This is a genomic window from Marinobacter sp. EhC06, assembly GCF_001650915.1.
Taxonomy (GTDB): domain Bacteria; phylum Pseudomonadota; class Gammaproteobacteria; order Pseudomonadales; family Oleiphilaceae; genus Marinobacter.
This window is the reverse complement of record NZ_LXYO01000007.1, coordinates 44,815-61,296: the sequence shown is the minus strand read 5'-3', so window position 1 is coordinate 61,296 and position 16,482 is coordinate 44,815. Positions and strand designations below refer to the sequence as shown.

The window sequence follows — 16,482 nt, the reverse complement described above, 5'->3', positions numbered from 1 at the left end:
ACCTATAGTGAGGTGGGCAGTTACACAGATTTATTTACAGGCTCGATACCGGCGAATCGCCTCTCTGTTTATATCAACCCTGACCACCAAACTTTTCCAGAATCCTCTTCGCTTCGTCTGTATTGCCAGTTGCTTTGTAAGCCTCTGCAAGGTGCATAGCGATCTCTTGGGAATCGGGCTGGAGTTCGTGGGCCTTTTTCAGAACCTGCAGACTTTCTTCAGCCCTTCCTGATTTAAACAGAATCCAACCGTATGTGTCCGCTATAGCGCCGTTTTCTGGCTGTAGTTCATAGGCCCGCTTAGCGAGCTCCATGGCCCGCTCGTCACCATCTTCATGGTAAATCCAGGCAAGATTGTTGAGGGCCACGACGTTTGAGGGCGTCAACTCCAGAAGGCTCTGGTAAGCGGCCACGGCCTTGGATATTTGCTGCTGATTTTGGAAGAGAATTGCCGATGTCATTAACACAGACGGGTTCGAGGGATGGGCTTCGATCGCATTTTCGGCAGCTTGTAACGCGTTCTCGGTCTGGCCATCGGCTTGCAGCGACCTGATGTATCCAACGTGTATGTTGGCAGCATTGTCCTTCGTTAAAGCAAGCTCATAGAGTTCCGAAGCCTGCCGATTCTCTCCTTGTCGCTCGAAAAAAGACGCCTCAATAAGGTATGGGTTAGCCGATTCGGGGTGGAGTCGCTTCATTTCCCGAATAATATCGCGCGCGGCATTTTTCTCCCCGGACTGATATGCGAGGTCTGCGGCCTGAAGTGCGATGCGTTCATTCTCTGGAAACAGTACTCGAGCGCGTTCAAGAATTGAGGCTGCCCTCTTCGGATTTTCTGCTCTGATTTGGGCCGCAACACCGCTATAAATATTCATGGCCGCTGGCTCTGAAGCGGAGGGAAGGTCTGGTTCTTCCCGATCCAGCAATTGGGCCGTGAGCTCCTCCGCACGCTTATCATTGCCTTCGGTAAGTGCGGCATCCAGCAACAGCAATTTCGGACCCATGGCGTCAGGGTGGATGTCTGAAAGAGTGTTCATCAAGGCAAGGGTTTCATCACGAGAGGTGACCTGGCTGAAACCGATCAGGGCCTGGCGGTTGTCGGGCTCAAGTTCAAGTGCGCTCTTGAAGTAATCGCGTGCTTGGTCTTCGTTTTCCCGGGTAAGTTCCATATTGCCAAGCGCCACCAGAGGTGCCGATGTATTGGGGAAGGCCTTTTGGGCTTTGTCGAAATAGGTCTCGGCCTCTTTCAGGTTGTCGGCCTCAAGCGCCAGTTGACCCCGCATTAGCAGCGGCGCCTGGCTTGAGGGTCGGTCCTCAATCCATCTATCTGCGGCGCTGATAGCCTTTTCTGGGCCGCCTGATCGAGCCAGGGCCTGAATCTGAACAATGCGAGCGTTGTCGTTATCCGGGGAAGCCTCAATAACGGTCTGAGCGTTTTCAATCGCTTCATCAAACTTGCGGACCTCCGTCAGGTAGCGTGCAAAGCGCAGCCTCAGGGCATGGTTGCCCGGGTTTTGTTCAAGAGATTTCCGTATTAGTGTTTCGCCGGTTTCCAGATCACCGCTGGCGAGAGCCGCAATTCCGGCAAGCGCGGTGGTCGATGGGTCGCTTCCGGAATCCTTGAGGTTCGCCAAAATCGCTTTTGCGCTTTCGGGATCGCGTAGCTTGATCCGGGTGGCTGCCAGAAGCTTACTGGCTTCCTCAGAATCGGTTGCCTCAACGATGGGCGTAAGCAGCTTCTCGGCATCCTCGACCCGCCCCTGACGAAAACGAATTATTCCCAATAGCAGATTGCTTTGCGTGTGGCCTGGGGCCTGCCGAAGAATTTCCTCAAGATTGCGTGCCGCTTCGTTCAAATCCCCACGGTTATAGGCCTCCTGTGCAGCAATCAGGCTGCTGCGGATCATTCCAGGCCCGGATTTGGCGAGGATTTCCTCGTACACAAAGGCCTCAGAGGATTTACCTTGGGCCCGAAGTACGGTGATCAGGGACGACATGGTCTCATATTTCCGGCGGGTCATTACGTCAAATTGCCCGATGTCCTCCAGAGCTCTGATGTAAGCTTCTTCGGACTGTTCCCATTGTTCTCTGGCCTGGAAGAGCTGGCCTTTCCAAAGCCAAAGTTCTGGTTCTGCTGGGTCCACATTTTCGGCCTCTTCAAGGAAGGCTGTGACCTCCTCATTGTTACCCATGCTAAAGGCCAGGCGTGATAGACCGACTAGAGGTAGTGAAGAGCTGTTATCAATATCCCGCGCGGCCTCGTAGGCTTCTTTGGCCTGTTGATGATTTCCTGTAGCGTGATAGATCTTGGCTTCAAGAAGCTTGGCATCCAGTTGTTTAGAGCGATCTGAAAAAGAGGCAGACTGAAGAGCCGCAAGGGCTTCCTTGAATTCCCCTTGATGAAAGTTTGCTTCAGCCCGGATGAGGCTCGCCTGGCTCTCAATCGCAGGAGTGATGTCTGTTTCATGCTCGTTCATGGCGGCTAAAAGCTGATCCAGCTGGCGTTCTGCGTTTTCTGCATCCCCGGCTGCAAGTAGATTTTCCAGTATGATGAAATACGGATCAGGCTCGTCTGATTGGAGCTCTATGGCGTTTCGTGCTTCGAGTGTGCTTGCCCGAAGTTCTCCCTGTCTTTGGAAAAAGCGTGCCTGATCGAGATGACTGATGTATTGAATTTCTTCGTGTGTCATCTCTGGTGGATTGTCGCCGCAGGCGGTGACTGAGAGAGCTATGGCGGTTGATAGAAGGGTGACTCGCGCTGCCTTGAATACTTTCATGCCCAGTTCCTTTGTTTTATCAGCTCTTATTATGAATTCCGTACCGGCGATTCAGGTACCGGTAACTGTCTGCGAGGTGTCGATTCGATATTTGTCTGTCAGGTTATAGAGGGTTGGGCGAGTAACGCCAAGCAATCGGGAGGCCTGAGCCATATTGAAATTGCAGGTTCGCAACGCCTGAATAATGGCCTGCCTTTCTGCTACTTCGCGAACCTGTCTGAGGTTCAGCTGAGTATCAGATTTCGATTCGCCAAGAGGAAGTTCAAGATCCTCGGCAGTAACTCGCTTTCCATCCGCCATGATGGTGGCCCGCTTGACCTTGTTGATCATCTCTCGCACGTTTCCCGGCCAGGAATATCCATTGATTGCATTGATAGCGTCTTCAGTAAAAGCGAGGTTGGGCCGATCCATTTGCTTGCCGAGGGATTTTAGTAGCGATTGGGCAATCACAAGGGCGTCACCTTCACGCTCACGAACAGCCGGAACGTCCAGTGTAATTTCGCTGATCCGGTAATAGAGATCTTCCCGGAACTCACCGCTATCGATCAGCTGTCGGACGTCCCGGTGGGTCGCGCAGACCACTCGCACATCCACTGGAACAGGGTTTACTGATCCGACGCGATCAACAACTCTTTCCTGGAGGAAGCGGAGCAGCTTGGCTTGAAGCGCCATCGGCATGTCGCCAATCTCGTCAAGGAAAAGGGTTCCGCCATTTGCGCTTTCAATCTTGCCTTTCTTGGTCTGATTGGCGCCGGTGAATGAGCCTTTCTCGAATCCAAAAAGTTCGCTCTCTAGCAGGTTTTCGGGGATCGCTGCACAGTTGATCGCGGCAAAAGGCTTGCAGGCACGGTGACTAAGATCATGGAGAGCCTTGGCCAGCAGTTCCTTGCCGGTTCCTGTTTCTCCGGTTATCAGTGTTGTCACATCTGTTGGGGCAACCTTTTCGAGGGTGCGGCAAATAGTCAGCATTTGTGGGCTGGCAGCAACAATTCCCTTGATGTTGGTTCCGTTGCCCTGCCGGGCCAGGTCTCGGTTCTCTTTTTCAAGCTCAGCGAGACGGAAGGCACGATTGACAACAAAGGTAAGTATGTCGGCGTCCAACGGCTTCTGGTAGAAATCTGAGGCGCCCATACCAATTGCTTTTACAGCGTTCTCTTTGTCCTCACGGCCGGTCACGACGATCACTTTGGTCATGGGGGCAAGGCGCAGGATTTCTTCAAGCAGGCTGAAGCCTTCGGTCGCTCCTCCCGGATCCGGCGGAAGTCCAAGGTCCAAGGTAACGACGTCAGGCTCATCTCGCCTCAACGCTGTCAGCGCTGAATCCCGGTCAGAGGCGACTGCTACTTCGAGGTCTTCGCTGAAACACCAGCGCATCTGGCTTTGTAGGCCTGGATCATCCTCTACGATCAAGAGTCGTCTAGTCACAACAGCACTAAGTCCTTTTTTAAAGTGTTTCCATATTCGTGATTCTTAACTGATCATTGACACTTTGCAATGTCGGTTTGCATTGATCAACAGGTGCGCCGGTTAATTGGCGCTCTCCTTCCGGTCAGTGGTGTCAGAAATTGACCGTACAGCCTGTTGTTTTGCCTCCATGGCAGAGGCGTCAGCAAGAGGAATTCTCACCGAAAAACATGAGCCGATGCCAGGCTCGCTGGTTACATCAATATTGCCGCCAAGTTTCTGAATATATTCCCGTGCCTGGTATGCTCCAATGCCCATTCCCGTAAGCCCTTTAGTGCTTTCGAAGGGCTTGAACAACTGGTCGCTAATAAAGTCTTCGGTCATACCGCTCCCGCTGTCCTGGATGAAAAGCACCACGTTGCCTTTAGCAGGCTTCAGAGTCAGGGTGATCTCTCCGTCTGGGGGGGTGGCGTCCTGGGCGTTCTGGATCAGGTGACTCAAAACACTGCGAAGCTGTTCGGTATCGGCCTTTACGACTACGTCAGGGAAGGCGCCGTCCAGACGGGGGGCGGGTGCACGATGCTGATGGTTCGCAACAAGCTTATGAATCAGCTCAGTTAGATTTATCGGTTTCATCAGGCCGACATTGTCTGTATCTGGCTTGCGAATATGGTCGACAAGGTTGGACATCTTCCGGACTGCATGATCGGTTGTGTTGATCATGTCATCAATGAAGGCCGGATTATTGCGATGTTTGGGGGCATTCTTCACCAGCAATGAAAGTTGCGCAATGACGGTTTTGAGGTCGTGAACCATGAATGCTGAGGCTTTGCTTACGGCCTCGAACTGCATGGCTCGCGACAGACGGTTCTGGGCATCGGCCTGCGCCAGCAGGTTACAGGTCTGCCGGGCGACTACCTTGATGAGGTCAAAGTTCTCCCAGTTCAGTTCCACTCGGGCATAGGGATTGCCGACCAGGGCTATTCCATACAGTTCATTACCCAGGTAAAGCGGAATAATGAGCCATCCGTCGGGTGTCTTGGCAATGGCATCCGGAATTTCAAGCAGATTGTAGCTCACGGGATCTGATTTATATTCGTGAAGGTCTACAATCCACTCGCGATCCCGAAAAAATCGAACAATCTCTGAATCGCTGTCTATCATGGTGTACTTCGGCATCGAGAGATTGACGGCCGCCTTCAACACATAGGCATCCTGCTCGCCAATGAGCCAAATTGCTCCAGCATTGCTCTCCACCAGTCCTGCCAGCATCCGGATAACCCGGTGGGGCAGAGGAGGGTCGTCACTCAGATCTGCCAGTTCCCGTGTCATTTTTAGCCATTCTTCCCGGTAGTCGTATTTATAATCGAAGAAGTTCTGGCTGATGAGCACCATGAGTTTGGAGCGAATGCGCCGGGACAACAGGAGTGTTGTCAGGAAAACCAGGGAGATGGTGAAGAACAGAACCTGAAGGGCGTCTCCCCAGTCGCCACCGAGTACACGTACGTAATATCCCCCAAGCGCCAGGAACAGCAGGTAGCCACCAGCAAACAAAAGTGTACCCGCGTGGAAAACGGCGGACCTGGACAGCTGAAAGTCCACGGGCTGTTTCCGTGTATTAATTACGTTGACGGCGAAAAGCGGCGTAAGCAGGGCATTGACAAAGCCGCGCGCGTTCCAGAAAGGGTCAGCAACGTGACCGAACAGCAGCGCGTCTGCATACATAAAGAAATCAAAAGCAAAAATGGTGGCTACACCAATACAGATATACTTTATGCTTGAGCGCCCAAAGCTTGGTGAATTGCGCCAGATCTGTTCTACCAGAGATAAGCCGAGGAGAGAGAGTCCTATCTGGCCAAGCAGCTTGACTTTGCCAGTAGCGACGTTAATTCCGGCGAAATTCTCGGCAAGTCCGATCCCCAGCAAAATCACCAGCAGCGTTGCCGCACCGGCGCCAAGAACCTGCTTCACCCTGCCCGTAAGCCTGTTTTCCCTGAGACCGTCTTTGAGTAACGCAAACAGCAGGTAGATCCAGGCTGCGTCCCGGATCAATTCGATAAGATACCGGATATTGAAGCCAGGGTATCCCCAGAGGCTTTGGCTGACGAGTGATGATGCCCAGATTGCGGTTACAGCAGCTGCAAGTGCCAGCGCCCGATCGACGCCGCGCCGAAGATATCGTGTTGCAACCAGTACCGCCAGGAGCCCGAACGTAATCGCTGCCAACGAGTAGCTGAGTACGTCCATGTTGCTGAACATGCTTCAATGCCCCAAAAAAATGAAAGTTCCCTGCCAAGAATAGCTTTGTTTGAAAGTCAGGGTAACTCATTTGTAAAAAAGCCAGCGGGTTTTAAGCGCTGGCTTATATTGCTTTATGGTCAGTGTCAGCTCTTGCGTCTGCGCGCGATCCCAAGCCCAGCCAAGCCAAGCCCCAGAAGCGCGAGGGTTCCGGGCTCGGGCACCTTGGCAACAACGGAAACGTTATCGAGGAAATTTCCGAGGGTTTCAGTATCCGGGTTGATTGAGGTGAACATCAGTCTGGTAGATTCGCTAGATGCGGTGAACATGCCCGAAAACAGGGTCCAGACGCCGGTGTCGAAGTTGATTATATCCATATCGAGATCGGCAACCGTAACGTTGAACGACTCCTGACCAACCCTCGCCCTGTAGGCAAAAGTCAGGTGGTAATTCTCGTTCGCGACTGTGTCAAAATCCTGAAACAGCGTAAATGCGTTTCCGGTCGTATTCGGGTGAGCGTTCAGCTCTGCAAAGCGGGTACCGTCCTGAGCATCAACGTCATTGTAGCCGGAGTTCCAGATCTCGATGTCGTTGGTGTCGCTTGACCATCCGTCGACATCGCTTGGGTCAAAATAGCCCCATCCTCCGCCGTCCTGATTCAGAGTCAGGGCCTGCTCAAAACTGCCGTTTTCAAGCAAGTTCGCTGAGGCGATGGGAGAAACCACCAACGCTGCCAGCCCGAGAGCGGTTCCAATACGTCTTATCTTGGACATGATCCATACCTGCCTTTCTGGTTTGTCAAATGAACACATAGGGCTAAGCACGTACCATTCCAGATTCCCTAACCTCCTGTTTAGAAATAGAACAATTCCGACCGCATTGATGATGTGTAAAGAAAGGTGACGCTCATCATTGTGTGATGTATCGAAAATTGAACAGTTTGATCAAACCGGCCTCTTATTCTCCCGATAAAACCGGAAAATCTCCTTCAGCGGCCGCTTGGGCTCAAAACCGAACTCATTAACAAACGCCCGCCCGTCAATCACCACCGGGTACTTGAAGAACGCCATCAGATAGGACGGAAAACTCTTCAACTTCAAGGTGCCAAGTATCATCTTCGGAATCATCGGTGGGATGGAGGGCACCTGAATTCTTTTGCAGCCGCAAAGCTTGAGCGCGTGTTGGTACGCCACCCAGTCCTGCGGCGCCACGTTGTACACGCCACGTGTCGGTTTTTTATACGCCAGTACAATGGCATCGGCCATATCGTCGATATGGATAAACTGCATCATCGGCGAAAAGCCCGCCAGCACCGGCGCGCGTTCGCTGGCCAGCAGGGTACTGATGGTGTTGCGCACGCCCGGGCCCACGATATTGCAGGGGCGCAGAATGGTGATGTTCAGCTCCGGGTAGCGCCACAGGTAAATGTTGGCCAGGTTTTCCAGCTCCACGGAATCAATGAGGTCGGCACTAAGTCCGGCGCTCTTGAGCGGCGCCGCTTCATCAATGAGCGCGGGGTTGTAGGCTACGGCACCGTATACGTGAAACGTTGAGAGCACCACCACACGCTTGATGCCGTACTTGTGGCTCAGGTCCAGCAGTTTCTGGGTGCCCAGCACATTGGCGTTGTAGCGCCGCATACGGGTGAGCTGGCTGGACATGATCCGGCCCATGTGGATTACGCCATCAAACTGGTAGCGCCGGAACAGGTCCTCGAATACCCGCTTGTTGAAATCGATGCAGTAGCTTGGGATGTCGTCGCCCAGGTAGACCTGTTCCCGGAAATCCACGGCGACCAGGTCGCAGGTATCCCTGAGCTGTTCGATGACCTGTTGGGCGAGGGCGCCAGCGGCGCCGGTAATCAGAATGTGCGGTCTGCGTTGTTCGGTCATCAGAAAAGCCTTTTCCTTTCGCTCAGTCCCTTGTCGATCAGCCGGCTGATCTCGGCCTTTACCTTCTCCACTCGATCGGTGACCTGTTCTTCGGGGATTTCCAGATCGTCAAAGTACATCGGGGCTCCGAAGTTCAGGTGTACCTTTGCCGGCAGCACCACGGGCATGGCAACCGGAGCGTAGGGGATGCCCAGGGCCTTTGCCAGGGGCTTGATGTTGGCGATGGCCGGGATGGTTTCTTCGCAGCCCACCACACCCACGGGCACGATTGGCGCCTTGTACTTCATGGCCAGGTGCATGAAGCCGTTACCAAACCGCTTTAGCTGGTAACGGTCCTGGTAGAGTTTGCCGGATCCTCGCACGCCCTCTGGGAACACAATGACGGCTTCGTTGTTGGCGAGCATCTTGGCGCAGTTGACCGGGTCGCCCAGCACAGCGCCCACTTCATTCAACAGGTTGCCCAGCCAGGGCACGGTCGGAAAAAAGCGTTCAATCATCGCCCTTGGAATACGGGCATCCTTTTCCCGGGAGGCCAGGGCATAGCCAATCAGCAGACCGTCGATCGGTAGCTGCCCACTGTGATTGGCTATAATCAGCACTGGCCCATCCGCGGGGATGTTCTCGACGCCGTGCGCCTGTACCCGGAAATACTTCTCGTAAATCTGTTTGGTGAGCGAAAGCCCGTATTTCATGGCTTCGTTGTTGTAGCCCCACGGATCGTAGCCCAGGCTCCCGATGGGTTTGCGGATGCGGTTGATGTGCTGGTCCAGTTCGGCGGGAACCAGTCGGGTTTTGAGAAACGATGCCAGGCTCATGATTTCCTTCCGATGAATACGCCCAATGTGTGGCTTTGCCCATTATTTAGCACCCGGTAATCGCTGGCGGCATTGGCGGTTTCGACGCACAGCATGGACTGCCAGGCCGTATCGGGAAAATCCGACAGTTTTGCCGCTTTCGCAGGGCCCGGGTTCCAGACGACGGTTGAGTCGCTGCCCACCGCGGAAAGTTTGCGGCCAGTTCGGGGTGTCACGATGGTCAGGGTCTCGCCGCTCTCGTAGATCCGGTCAGTTTCGCCCTCGAAGTACACCGGCCCCTCCTGGTTGCGGTATTCCCAGTTATCCAGGGTGTCGATGTACTGGCTGTTGCCCAGGCCCAGTACTCGAGTGCGGGTTATGTCGCTGGTGGGTAAATAGGTATGGAGCGCCTGGGTAAAGGCCAGGGGATCGTTGCCCAGATTTGTGGTGGTCAGCGCCAGCTGGCAGCCCCGGATGGAAAAGCTGAAGGTGAGCAGGGCGAGTGCGTGGCCGGCCCAGACATCACTGAAATCCTCATTGGCATCCAGGGACAGGCTGATTTCTACCTCGTGGGCGTTCTCCCGGACATCTTCCAGTTTCCAGAGCGCGGTGCGGGCAAACCCGTGGGCTTTGTCGGTATGGATGCGCTTGCGAACTTCCGGCGCATTGCGGGCCGGATCACCGAACCAGGGCCAGCAGACCGGAATGCCTCCACGAATGGCACGGCCAGGCTCGTAGCGGGCGGTTGGGCTCATCCACAGCCAGTCAGATTCGTCCTGGGGCTTGAAGCTTGCCAGGTGGGCGCCCTGTAAAAACAGGGTGGCCTGGAACAAAGGGTGGTGTACCTCAAGGGCTTCCAGTTGCCCGATCGTTTTCCAGCGCGTGAAGGACCATTGGCCCGGAGAGAGTGAGAGCGGTGGCCTGTTACTGCTTTCTGACATGGTTATCTGCTAAGTGAAACCGGTTAAGTGTATTTCCCTACACAGAGAGTAAATTAAAACTGCCGCTCCGGCGAGAATTGCGCCTAAAATACGCTCAAATTTTGCGCGAGACCCGCCGATGGAAACGCCGGTAATCATTCCGATCCATGATCCCCTTATCACCCCTTTGCAGAGCGCCGAGGATGCGGTGGCAGGTAGTGATGTCCAGCTGATGGACCCTGCGCCGGATCAACGTGCGGCCTTGCCTGATGACTGGCTGGATGAGCTGGCTTCGGGGCTGAGTGAGCAGGGTTGGATGTCGCTGGATGTGCGATCACAGCTGGGGGCCAACCTGCTGGCGGCACTGAAACAGGAAGTGCAGATTCTGGATCGTACCGATGCCATGAAAAAAGCCGGCATTGGCCGCGGCAATGATCTGGTGCGTGACCGTTCGGTACGCCGCGACAAGATCGCCTGGCTGCAGGGTGTTACTGCGCCTCAGGCAGCATTGTTCGAATTCTTTGAGATGATTCGTCAGGGTCTGAACCAGAGGCTGTTTCTGGGCCTGAAGCGGTTCGAAACGCATTACGCTACCTACCACTGCGGTGACTTTTACAAGCAGCACCTGGACAGCTTTAAGGGCAGGGCGTCTCGAGTGGTGAGCCTGGTGCTTTACCTCAACGAAGACTGGCAGGCAGCCGACGGCGGCGCCCTTCAGGTGTTCAATCGCGATAACGACCTTGAGGTGTGCGGAACCGTGTTGCCCGAGGCAGGGCGCATGGCGTTGTTCATGAGCGAAGAAATCCCACACGAGGTGTTGCCGGCAAACCGAACCCGTTACAGTCTGGCCTGCTGGTTCCGCCAGGATGAGGTGCCACTGCCTTTGTAAGGCGGATACTGGCGGGCGTGCTGATTTGTCATTGTAGTGTGCAAACCCTTTTGCTAATATGCGCGCCGCTTTCAGGGAATTGTCCTGAAACGCCGTTATGGTGGCTCCATTGGTGCCTCCGCAACATGAAACCGTGAACCCGGTCAGGCCCGGAAGGGAGCAGCCGCAGCGGTGGAATTGTGTGCCGGGGTGTCGCTGATGGAGTCACCCCCAGTTTTCTCCCCTCGCTTGTTTTTACTTCTGATTATCCTTGATAGCCATGAACTTATGTGCGGCACTTGTGCGTGCGTTTCCGGGATCAAGTCTGCTTCTTATAGATCTTTGTCCGTGCTAAGGTTAGAGCCGTTTTTAACTGCAGTTGGCGGAACATGAGCTACCAGGTACTTGCCCGTAAATGGCGCCCACGCACCTTCGAGGATATGGTGGGCCAGGAACACGTGCTCCAGGCGTTGATTCACGCCCTGGAAAGCCAGCGTCTTCATCACGCCTATCTGTTCACGGGGACCCGTGGGGTAGGCAAGACCACCATTGGCCGGCTTCTCGCCCGCTGCCTGAACTGCGAAACCGGCGTTACGCCCAATCCCTGCGGCGAATGCTCCAGCTGCCAGGAGATCCAGGAAGGCCGGTTCGTGGATCTGATCGAGATTGACGCCGCGTCCCGCACCGGCGTGGATGATATGCGTGAACTGACCGATAACGTCCAGTACGCGCCAACCCGTGGCCGCTACAAGGTGTACCTCATTGACGAGGTGCACATGCTGACCAATCAGTCGTTCAATGCCTTCCTGAAGACTCTTGAAGAGCCGCCGGAACACGTCAAGTTCCTGCTGGCCACCACCGACCCCCAGAAGTTGCCGGTCACCGTGCTGTCACGGTGTCTGCAGTTCAATCTCAAACGCATGACTCCGGAACACATCGCTGGCCACCTCCGCCATGTGCTGGGTGCCGAGGAGATTCCGTTCGAGGAACCGGCCCTGTGGCTCCTGGCCCGGGCTGCTGATGGGAGTATGCGAGATGCGTTGAGCCTGACCGATCAGGCGATCGCCTTTGGCAACCAGAAGCTGTCGGCTAGTGATGTCAGCAATATGCTGGGCACCATTGACCAGCGGGATATTGAGCGCATCGTGAATGCACTCGTTGAAGGCGACGGCCCCGGCTTGCTGGCGGAGATCAGCCGGATTTCGGACTTTGCGCCGGATTACAGTGTCATCCTTGCCGATCTGCTGTCGCTCTTTCACCGGGTCACCATGGAGCAGGTGGTTCCGGGCAGTGCCGATAACGCCCTGGGCGATGCCGAGCAGGTCCAGGCCCTGGCCCGTAAGCTCAGTGCCGAAGACGCCCAGCTTTTCTATCAGTCTGCGCTGATCGGCCGGAAAGACCTCACCATTACGCCCGATGCCCGGATGGGTTTCGAAATGACGTTGCTCCGGATGCTGGCCTTTCGCCCCGGGGCTGACCGGCGGGAGCCGCCCGCCATAAGCTCCGGCGGTCAGTCTGCGGCCTCTGAGCCACGGGATGAGCCCGACCCGGCGCCGACTCCGCAAATAGAGCAAAAGCAGCCGGAACCTCAGTCGCCACGTTCTGAGCCGGCGACGGAAGTGGCCGCGAAGCCGGCCCAAGAGGCCAGCGAAGTTCCTGCACAGCCAGCGCCCGAACCCGAGCCCACACCTGAGCCGGAGCCCGAGATGCCGGCTGCCCCGCCTGTTGCGGAGGAGGATGCATCCTGGCTTGCCAGTCTGGATGCCCAGGCCGAGGCGGCTGGAGATTATGAAGAGAGCTATCCTTTGAGTGATGAGGCTTCTGTTACAGAAGAACCAGCACCTGAAGTTGCCGCCGAGCCAGCTGCTCAGCCTGCCCCGGCTCCGGAACCCGCTTTTGCAGAGCCTCAACCAGAGCCTGAGCCAGCGGCCGAAGCTGCCCCTGAAGCTGAGGGGGAGTTCGTTTGGCACCGGGATTTCCGGAGTCTTGGCATTGTTGGTATGCCCGGTAACCTCGCCAGTCACGGCGCCATGTCGCGGGATGGCGATGTGATTACCCTGACCATTGATGAGGGCCACGCCAGGCTGTTGAACAGCCGGCACGAGGAAAAGATTCTCGCTGCCTTGAGAAACCGTTTTGGCGACTCCATTCAGTTACGTACAGAACAGGGCAATCCGGGGCCTCATACCCCGGCGGCTTATGAGGAACGCCAGCGAAAGGCGCGTCAGGAAGCCGCAGAGGCGTCCATTCACCAGGATCCGGTCGTAAAGTCTATCGTTGAACGATTCGAGGCGCGGGTAGTCGAAGAGAGTATCCGGCCGGCCGAGACGAGGCCAGAGACAAGCAGGAGATAAGATATGATGAACAATATGGGCGACATGATGAAAAAAGCCCAGAAAATGCAGGAAGAGATGCAGAAGGCCCAGGAAGAGATCGCCAAGGCAGAAGTGACTGGCGAAGCCGGTGCCGGGCTGGTCAAAGTCACCATGAATGGCCGCCACGACGTTCGTAAAGTGGACATCGACTCATCTCTGATGTCTGAGGAAAAGGACATCCTGGAAGACCTTCTGGCCGCTGCGGTAAACGATGCCGTTCGGCGTGTTGAGGAAAATCAGAAGGAGAAGATGTCCGGTATGATGTCGGGCATGGGTCTGCCGCCCGGTTTCAAGATGCCGTTCTGAATTTCATCCTGCAGTCGTTTGAGGACCTTTCATGGCGTTCAGCCCGCTGGTTGATGAGCTTGTAGAATCCCTTCGTTGCCTGCCTGGAGTTGGCCAGAAAACTGCCCAGCGCATGGCTTTCCATTTGCTGGAGCGTGGCCGTTCCGGCGGCACCCGGCTTTCCGACGCATTAAGCCAGGCCATGAACGGTGTCAGGCGCTGCGAAAGCTGCCAGAACTTTGCCGACACCGAAATCTGCGGCATCTGTGACAATCCCCAGCGGCGCACCGGTACCCTGTGTGTGGTGGAAAGTCCCTCGGATCTTCTGGCGATTGAGCAGGCTGGTGATTACCGGGGTGGCTATTTCGTCTTGATGGGGCACCTGTCACCCATTGATGGCGTGGGGCCGGAAGAAATCGGCATCGAACGCCTGCTGAAGCGGATCCGCGACGAAGGCGTTACGGAACTGATCCTGGCGACCAACCCGACCGTGGAAGGCGAGGCTACCGCCCACTACATAGCTGACCGTCTTGATGGCCATGGGATCCTGATTACCCGGCTGGCCCATGGCATTCCGGTTGGTGGCGAGCTGGGCTATGTTGACGGCTTTACCCTGACTCACGCATTCCGCGGCCGCAAGCCGCTCTCCGATTGAACCAGACCGAATAACCCTACCAGGCACGTTTATGGATATTTCTGCCCAGGCCGCTGCGGCTGTTGACGTTCCCCCGGCTCCGGCCAGCATTCATTGGGTCCGGGAGCCGGAGGCGCTGGACCAATGGCTGGATCGCGCGCCGGGCAGGCCTCTGGCTCTGGACACCGAATTCGAGCGGGTAAACACCTTTTACCCGATACCGGGCCTGGTTCAGCTGGGTCTCGACGGCGAGTTCTGCCTGGTGGACCCTTCCGTCGCCGAACAATCCCGGCGTTTCCGGGAGATCCTGGCGGATCCCAATACCCCAAAGCTCCTGTACGCCATGAGCGAAGACCTGGAACTGTTTCGCAAGTGGCTCAACATTGAGCCTGCCGGTGTGATTGATCTTCAAATCGGTGCCGCGATGGCTGGCGCCGGGTTTTCCCTGGGTTACGCGAGGCTGGTGGAAACCCTGTTCGGCGAGACGCTGGACAAGTCCGCCACACGTTCTGACTGGCTGGCGAGACCGCTAAGCGATGCCCAGCAACGCTACGCCATTGAAGATATCCGTTTTCTGGAGCCGATGTACCAGTGGGTCAGCACATTGCTGCGCGATCGCGGACTGAAGGCGGCCCTGGTTGAGGAATCCGCTCGCTTTGCCGATGAGCTGGCGGGGCAGGAGGATCCGGATAACCACTACCTGAAACTGCGAGGTGGCTGGACGCTCTCGGCTCAGCAGCAGGGGGTGCTCAGGGAACTGGTTCGTTGGCGTGAACTGGAATGTCAGCGGCGTGACCGGCCCAGGAACCGGGTGCTGGCGGATGCGCTATTGATTGCCATTGCGGAACGGCTACCAGGCTCCCTCAAGGAGCTTTCCAACGTTCAGGGTGTACCCTCGGGCGCAGTTCGTCGGTACGGCGATACTCTCATTGAACTTGTTAGCCGGGGATCGACCGCGGATAATTCGTCCCTTGAGAGGATCGCGCCACCCTTGTCCCGGGATCAGCAGGGATTCTTCAAGCAGTTAAAGCGCCTTTTCAGAAAAGCGGCGGAAGATGCTGATATTCCGATGGAATTGCTGGCGCCAAGAAAGCGTCTTGAGAAGGTGGTGCAGCACCCCGATCTGGCGCAACACGAATTTTTCCAGGGTTGGCGGGCGCAGATTCTCGCGCCGGTTCGCGCTGATATCGAGGAATTACTGAAGTCATGAAAGAGCGTGAATTTGTCTCTGTTTTCCGGAGCAGCAAGAAGAACGACACCTACCTTTTTGTTCGCCGCGGGCAGAAATGGGAGGAGCTTCCCGAGAGCCTCCGGGGTATCTTCGGGCAGCCGGTCCATTCCATGGATCTGGTGCTGACACCGGACCGCAAGCTGGCAAGAACCACCGGCAAGCAGGTTCTGGAAGCGATCGGCGAGAAGGACTTCTTTCTCCAGATGCCGGAAGAGCAGGAGGGCTACGTGGTGGACTTCAAACGTAAGCTGGACCAGCGCAATCCATGATTGCCCAGGTGCCGTTCTGGCAGCGTAAACGCCTGCATGAGATGACGCCTGAGGAATGGGAGTCCCTCTGCGACGGTTGCGGTAAATGTTGCCTGAACAAACTGGAAGACGAAGACACTGGTGAGGTTTACCACACCGACCTGGTTTGTCGTTATATGGACGAGGAAACCTGCCAATGCACCGTCTATGAAGAACGGCTGCAGAAAGTGCCGGGCTGCACAGTGCTGACACCGGATACCGTCAGCGACTACCATTGGTTGCCGTATACCTGCGCCTACCGGACGTTGGCTGAAGACCGGCCACTGGCCGACTGGCATCCTCTTCGAAGTGGGGATCCGGATTCGGTGCACGAAGCCGGCGTTTCGATCCGTCACAAGGTGATGTCAGAGGACCGCGTGCCGGAAGAAGACTGGGAAGAACACATCATTCACTGGATCCTGTAATGATTGATACTGATGCACAACTGGCCTACGGGATTTTCTGGGCCGCCTACGCCATTGCCTTTGTCGTGTTCTTTTACATGATGAAGAGCCTGGTCCGTTTCCTTCCATTTTACGGGGTGCGGACGCTGATTCTTGCAGCCCTGGTGGCTTTGCTGCTTACCCCGGTTGAATCGCCGGACCTGGCCGGTTGGTGGATTCCGGCCTGGCTGTTTGGCGGTTACGAAATGATTCTCGGCGACGCCGATGCTTCAGGCCGGGCCCTGTTCAATCTTGGTCTGGCCGGATTGGTGATGCTGCTGGTCTGGGTCCTGGATCTGGTTCGCTACCGTCTTGTTCGCAAGTAACGCAGAAAA

15 protein-coding genes and 1 other RNA gene are annotated in these 16,482 nt (G+C 55.8%); 9 read left to right on the top strand and 7 right to left on the bottom strand.

Features of this window, described 5'->3' with window-relative positions; translation table 11 throughout:
* Window positions 1-73: 73 nt before the first annotated feature.
* From A8B84_RS04865 to A8B84_RS04835, 7 genes are all read right to left on the bottom strand, one after another.
* Window positions 74-2,776, bottom strand: a complete 2,703-nt coding sequence (locus tag A8B84_RS04865) for a tetratricopeptide repeat protein (RefSeq protein WP_064226977.1) — start codon at window positions 2,774-2,776, stop codon at window positions 74-76.
* Between the two features lie 51 nt (window positions 2,777-2,827).
* Window positions 2,828-4,201, bottom strand: a complete 1,374-nt coding sequence (gene prsR / locus A8B84_RS04860) for a PEP-CTERM-box response regulator transcription factor (RefSeq protein WP_082905077.1) — start codon at window positions 4,199-4,201, stop codon at window positions 2,828-2,830.
* Between the two features lie 102 nt (window positions 4,202-4,303).
* Window positions 4,304-6,439 (bottom strand): XrtA/PEP-CTERM system histidine kinase PrsK, encoded by a 2,136-nt coding sequence (prsK, locus tag A8B84_RS04855; RefSeq protein ID WP_064226975.1) that lies wholly within the window; start codon window positions 6,437-6,439, stop codon window positions 4,304-4,306.
* A 125-nt stretch (window positions 6,440-6,564) separates the two neighbouring features.
* Window positions 6,565-7,191, bottom strand: a complete 627-nt coding sequence (locus A8B84_RS04850) for a PEP-CTERM sorting domain-containing protein (RefSeq protein WP_064226986.1) — start codon at window positions 7,189-7,191, stop codon at window positions 6,565-6,567.
* 171 nt (window positions 7,192-7,362) lie between these two features.
* Window positions 7,363-8,310 (bottom strand): SDR family oxidoreductase, encoded by a 948-nt coding sequence (locus tag A8B84_RS04845; protein ID WP_064226974.1) that lies wholly within the window; start codon window positions 8,308-8,310, stop codon window positions 7,363-7,365.
* The gene (locus tag A8B84_RS04840; protein ID WP_064226973.1) at window positions 8,310-9,125 is read right to left on the bottom strand and encodes a lysophospholipid acyltransferase family protein; all 816 of its coding nucleotides are present in this window, start codon (window positions 9,123-9,125) and stop codon (window positions 8,310-8,312) included. Before A8B84_RS04840 ends, A8B84_RS04845 begins: the two co-directional genes overlap by 1 nt.
* The gene (locus A8B84_RS04835; protein WP_064226972.1) at window positions 9,122-10,045 is read right to left on the bottom strand and encodes a D-hexose-6-phosphate mutarotase; all 924 of its coding nucleotides are present in this window, start codon (window positions 10,043-10,045) and stop codon (window positions 9,122-9,124) included. The genes A8B84_RS04840 and A8B84_RS04835 overlap by 4 nt, the downstream gene beginning before the upstream one ends.
* Before the next feature lie 118 nt (window positions 10,046-10,163).
* Between A8B84_RS04835 and A8B84_RS04830 the strand changes: the two genes are divergently transcribed.
* The 9 genes from A8B84_RS04830 to A8B84_RS04790 all read left to right on the top strand — a co-directional run bounded on the left by A8B84_RS04830 (window position 10,164) and on the right by A8B84_RS04790 (window position 16,473).
* Window positions 10,164-10,913, top strand: a complete 750-nt coding sequence (locus A8B84_RS04830; RefSeq protein ID WP_064226971.1) for a 2OG-Fe(II) oxygenase — start codon at window positions 10,164-10,166, stop codon at window positions 10,911-10,913.
* Between the two features lie 107 nt (window positions 10,914-11,020).
* Window positions 11,021-11,117, top strand: an RNA gene (gene ffs / locus A8B84_RS04825) — signal recognition particle sRNA small type.
* A 164-nt stretch (window positions 11,118-11,281) separates the two neighbouring features.
* Window positions 11,282-13,246 (top strand): DNA polymerase III subunit gamma/tau, encoded by a 1,965-nt coding sequence (dnaX, locus tag A8B84_RS04820; protein ID WP_064226970.1) that lies wholly within the window; start codon window positions 11,282-11,284, stop codon window positions 13,244-13,246.
* Between the two features lie 3 nt (window positions 13,247-13,249).
* A complete protein-coding gene (locus tag A8B84_RS04815; RefSeq protein WP_053115401.1) occupies window positions 13,250-13,573 on the top strand; it encodes a YbaB/EbfC family nucleoid-associated protein in 324 nt (107 codons plus the stop codon).
* A 31-nt stretch (window positions 13,574-13,604) separates the two neighbouring features.
* Window positions 13,605-14,207 carry a recombination mediator RecR gene (recR, locus tag A8B84_RS04810; RefSeq protein ID WP_064226969.1) on the top strand — a complete coding sequence of 201 codons (603 nt, stop codon included), beginning with the start codon at window positions 13,605-13,607 and terminating at the stop codon, window positions 14,205-14,207.
* Between the two features lie 31 nt (window positions 14,208-14,238).
* Window positions 14,239-15,396, top strand: coding sequence for a ribonuclease D (locus A8B84_RS04805; protein WP_064226968.1), 1,158 nt, complete (start codon window positions 14,239-14,241; stop codon window positions 15,394-15,396).
* Window positions 15,393-15,686, top strand: a complete 294-nt coding sequence (locus tag A8B84_RS04800) for a YcgL domain-containing protein (protein WP_064226967.1) — start codon at window positions 15,393-15,395, stop codon at window positions 15,684-15,686. Before A8B84_RS04805 ends, A8B84_RS04800 begins: the two co-directional genes overlap by 4 nt.
* Window positions 15,683-16,129 carry a YcgN family cysteine cluster protein gene (locus A8B84_RS04795; RefSeq protein WP_064226966.1) on the top strand — a complete coding sequence of 149 codons (447 nt, stop codon included), beginning with the start codon at window positions 15,683-15,685 and terminating at the stop codon, window positions 16,127-16,129. Before A8B84_RS04800 ends, A8B84_RS04795 begins: the two co-directional genes overlap by 4 nt.
* On the top strand, window positions 16,129-16,473 hold the full coding sequence (locus A8B84_RS04790; RefSeq protein WP_064226965.1) for a hypothetical protein: 345 nt from the start codon (window positions 16,129-16,131) through the stop codon (window positions 16,471-16,473). Before A8B84_RS04795 ends, A8B84_RS04790 begins: the two co-directional genes overlap by 1 nt.
* Window positions 16,474-16,482: the final 9 nt, after the last annotated feature.

Excerpts from the sequence above, each read along its gene's own strand:
- A8B84_RS04795 (WP_064226966.1), top strand. The coding sequence starts at position 15,683 with ATGATTGCCCAGGTGCCGTTCTGGCAGCGTAAACGCCTGCATGAGATG.
- A8B84_RS04850 (WP_064226986.1), bottom strand. The coding sequence starts at position 7,191 with ATGTCCAAGATAAGACGTATTGGAACCGCTCTCGGGCTGGCAGCGTTG.
- A8B84_RS04800 (WP_064226967.1), top strand. The coding sequence starts at position 15,393 with ATGAAAGAGCGTGAATTTGTCTCTGTTTTCCGGAGCAGCAAGAAGAAC.
- A8B84_RS04845 (WP_064226974.1), bottom strand. The coding sequence starts at position 8,310 with ATGACCGAACAACGCAGACCGCACATTCTGATTACCGGCGCCGCTGGC.
- dnaX (WP_064226970.1), top strand. The coding sequence starts at position 11,282 with ATGAGCTACCAGGTACTTGCCCGTAAATGGCGCCCACGCACCTTCGAG.
- A8B84_RS04790 (WP_064226965.1), top strand. The coding sequence starts at position 16,129 with ATGATTGATACTGATGCACAACTGGCCTACGGGATTTTCTGGGCCGCC.
- prsK (WP_064226975.1), bottom strand. The coding sequence starts at position 6,439 with ATGTTCAGCAACATGGACGTACTCAGCTACTCGTTGGCAGCGATTACG.
- A8B84_RS04805 (WP_064226968.1), top strand. The coding sequence starts at position 14,239 with ATGGATATTTCTGCCCAGGCCGCTGCGGCTGTTGACGTTCCCCCGGCT.
- A8B84_RS04840 (WP_064226973.1), bottom strand. The coding sequence starts at position 9,125 with ATGAGCCTGGCATCGTTTCTCAAAACCCGACTGGTTCCCGCCGAACTG.
- recR (WP_064226969.1), top strand. The coding sequence starts at position 13,605 with ATGGCGTTCAGCCCGCTGGTTGATGAGCTTGTAGAATCCCTTCGTTGC.
- A8B84_RS04815 (WP_053115401.1), top strand. The coding sequence starts at position 13,250 with ATGATGAACAATATGGGCGACATGATGAAAAAAGCCCAGAAAATGCAG.
- A8B84_RS04865 (WP_064226977.1), bottom strand. The coding sequence starts at position 2,776 with ATGAAAGTATTCAAGGCAGCGCGAGTCACCCTTCTATCAACCGCCATA.
- A8B84_RS04830 (WP_064226971.1), top strand. The coding sequence starts at position 10,164 with ATGGAAACGCCGGTAATCATTCCGATCCATGATCCCCTTATCACCCCT.
- A8B84_RS04835 (WP_064226972.1), bottom strand. The coding sequence starts at position 10,045 with ATGTCAGAAAGCAGTAACAGGCCACCGCTCTCACTCTCTCCGGGCCAA.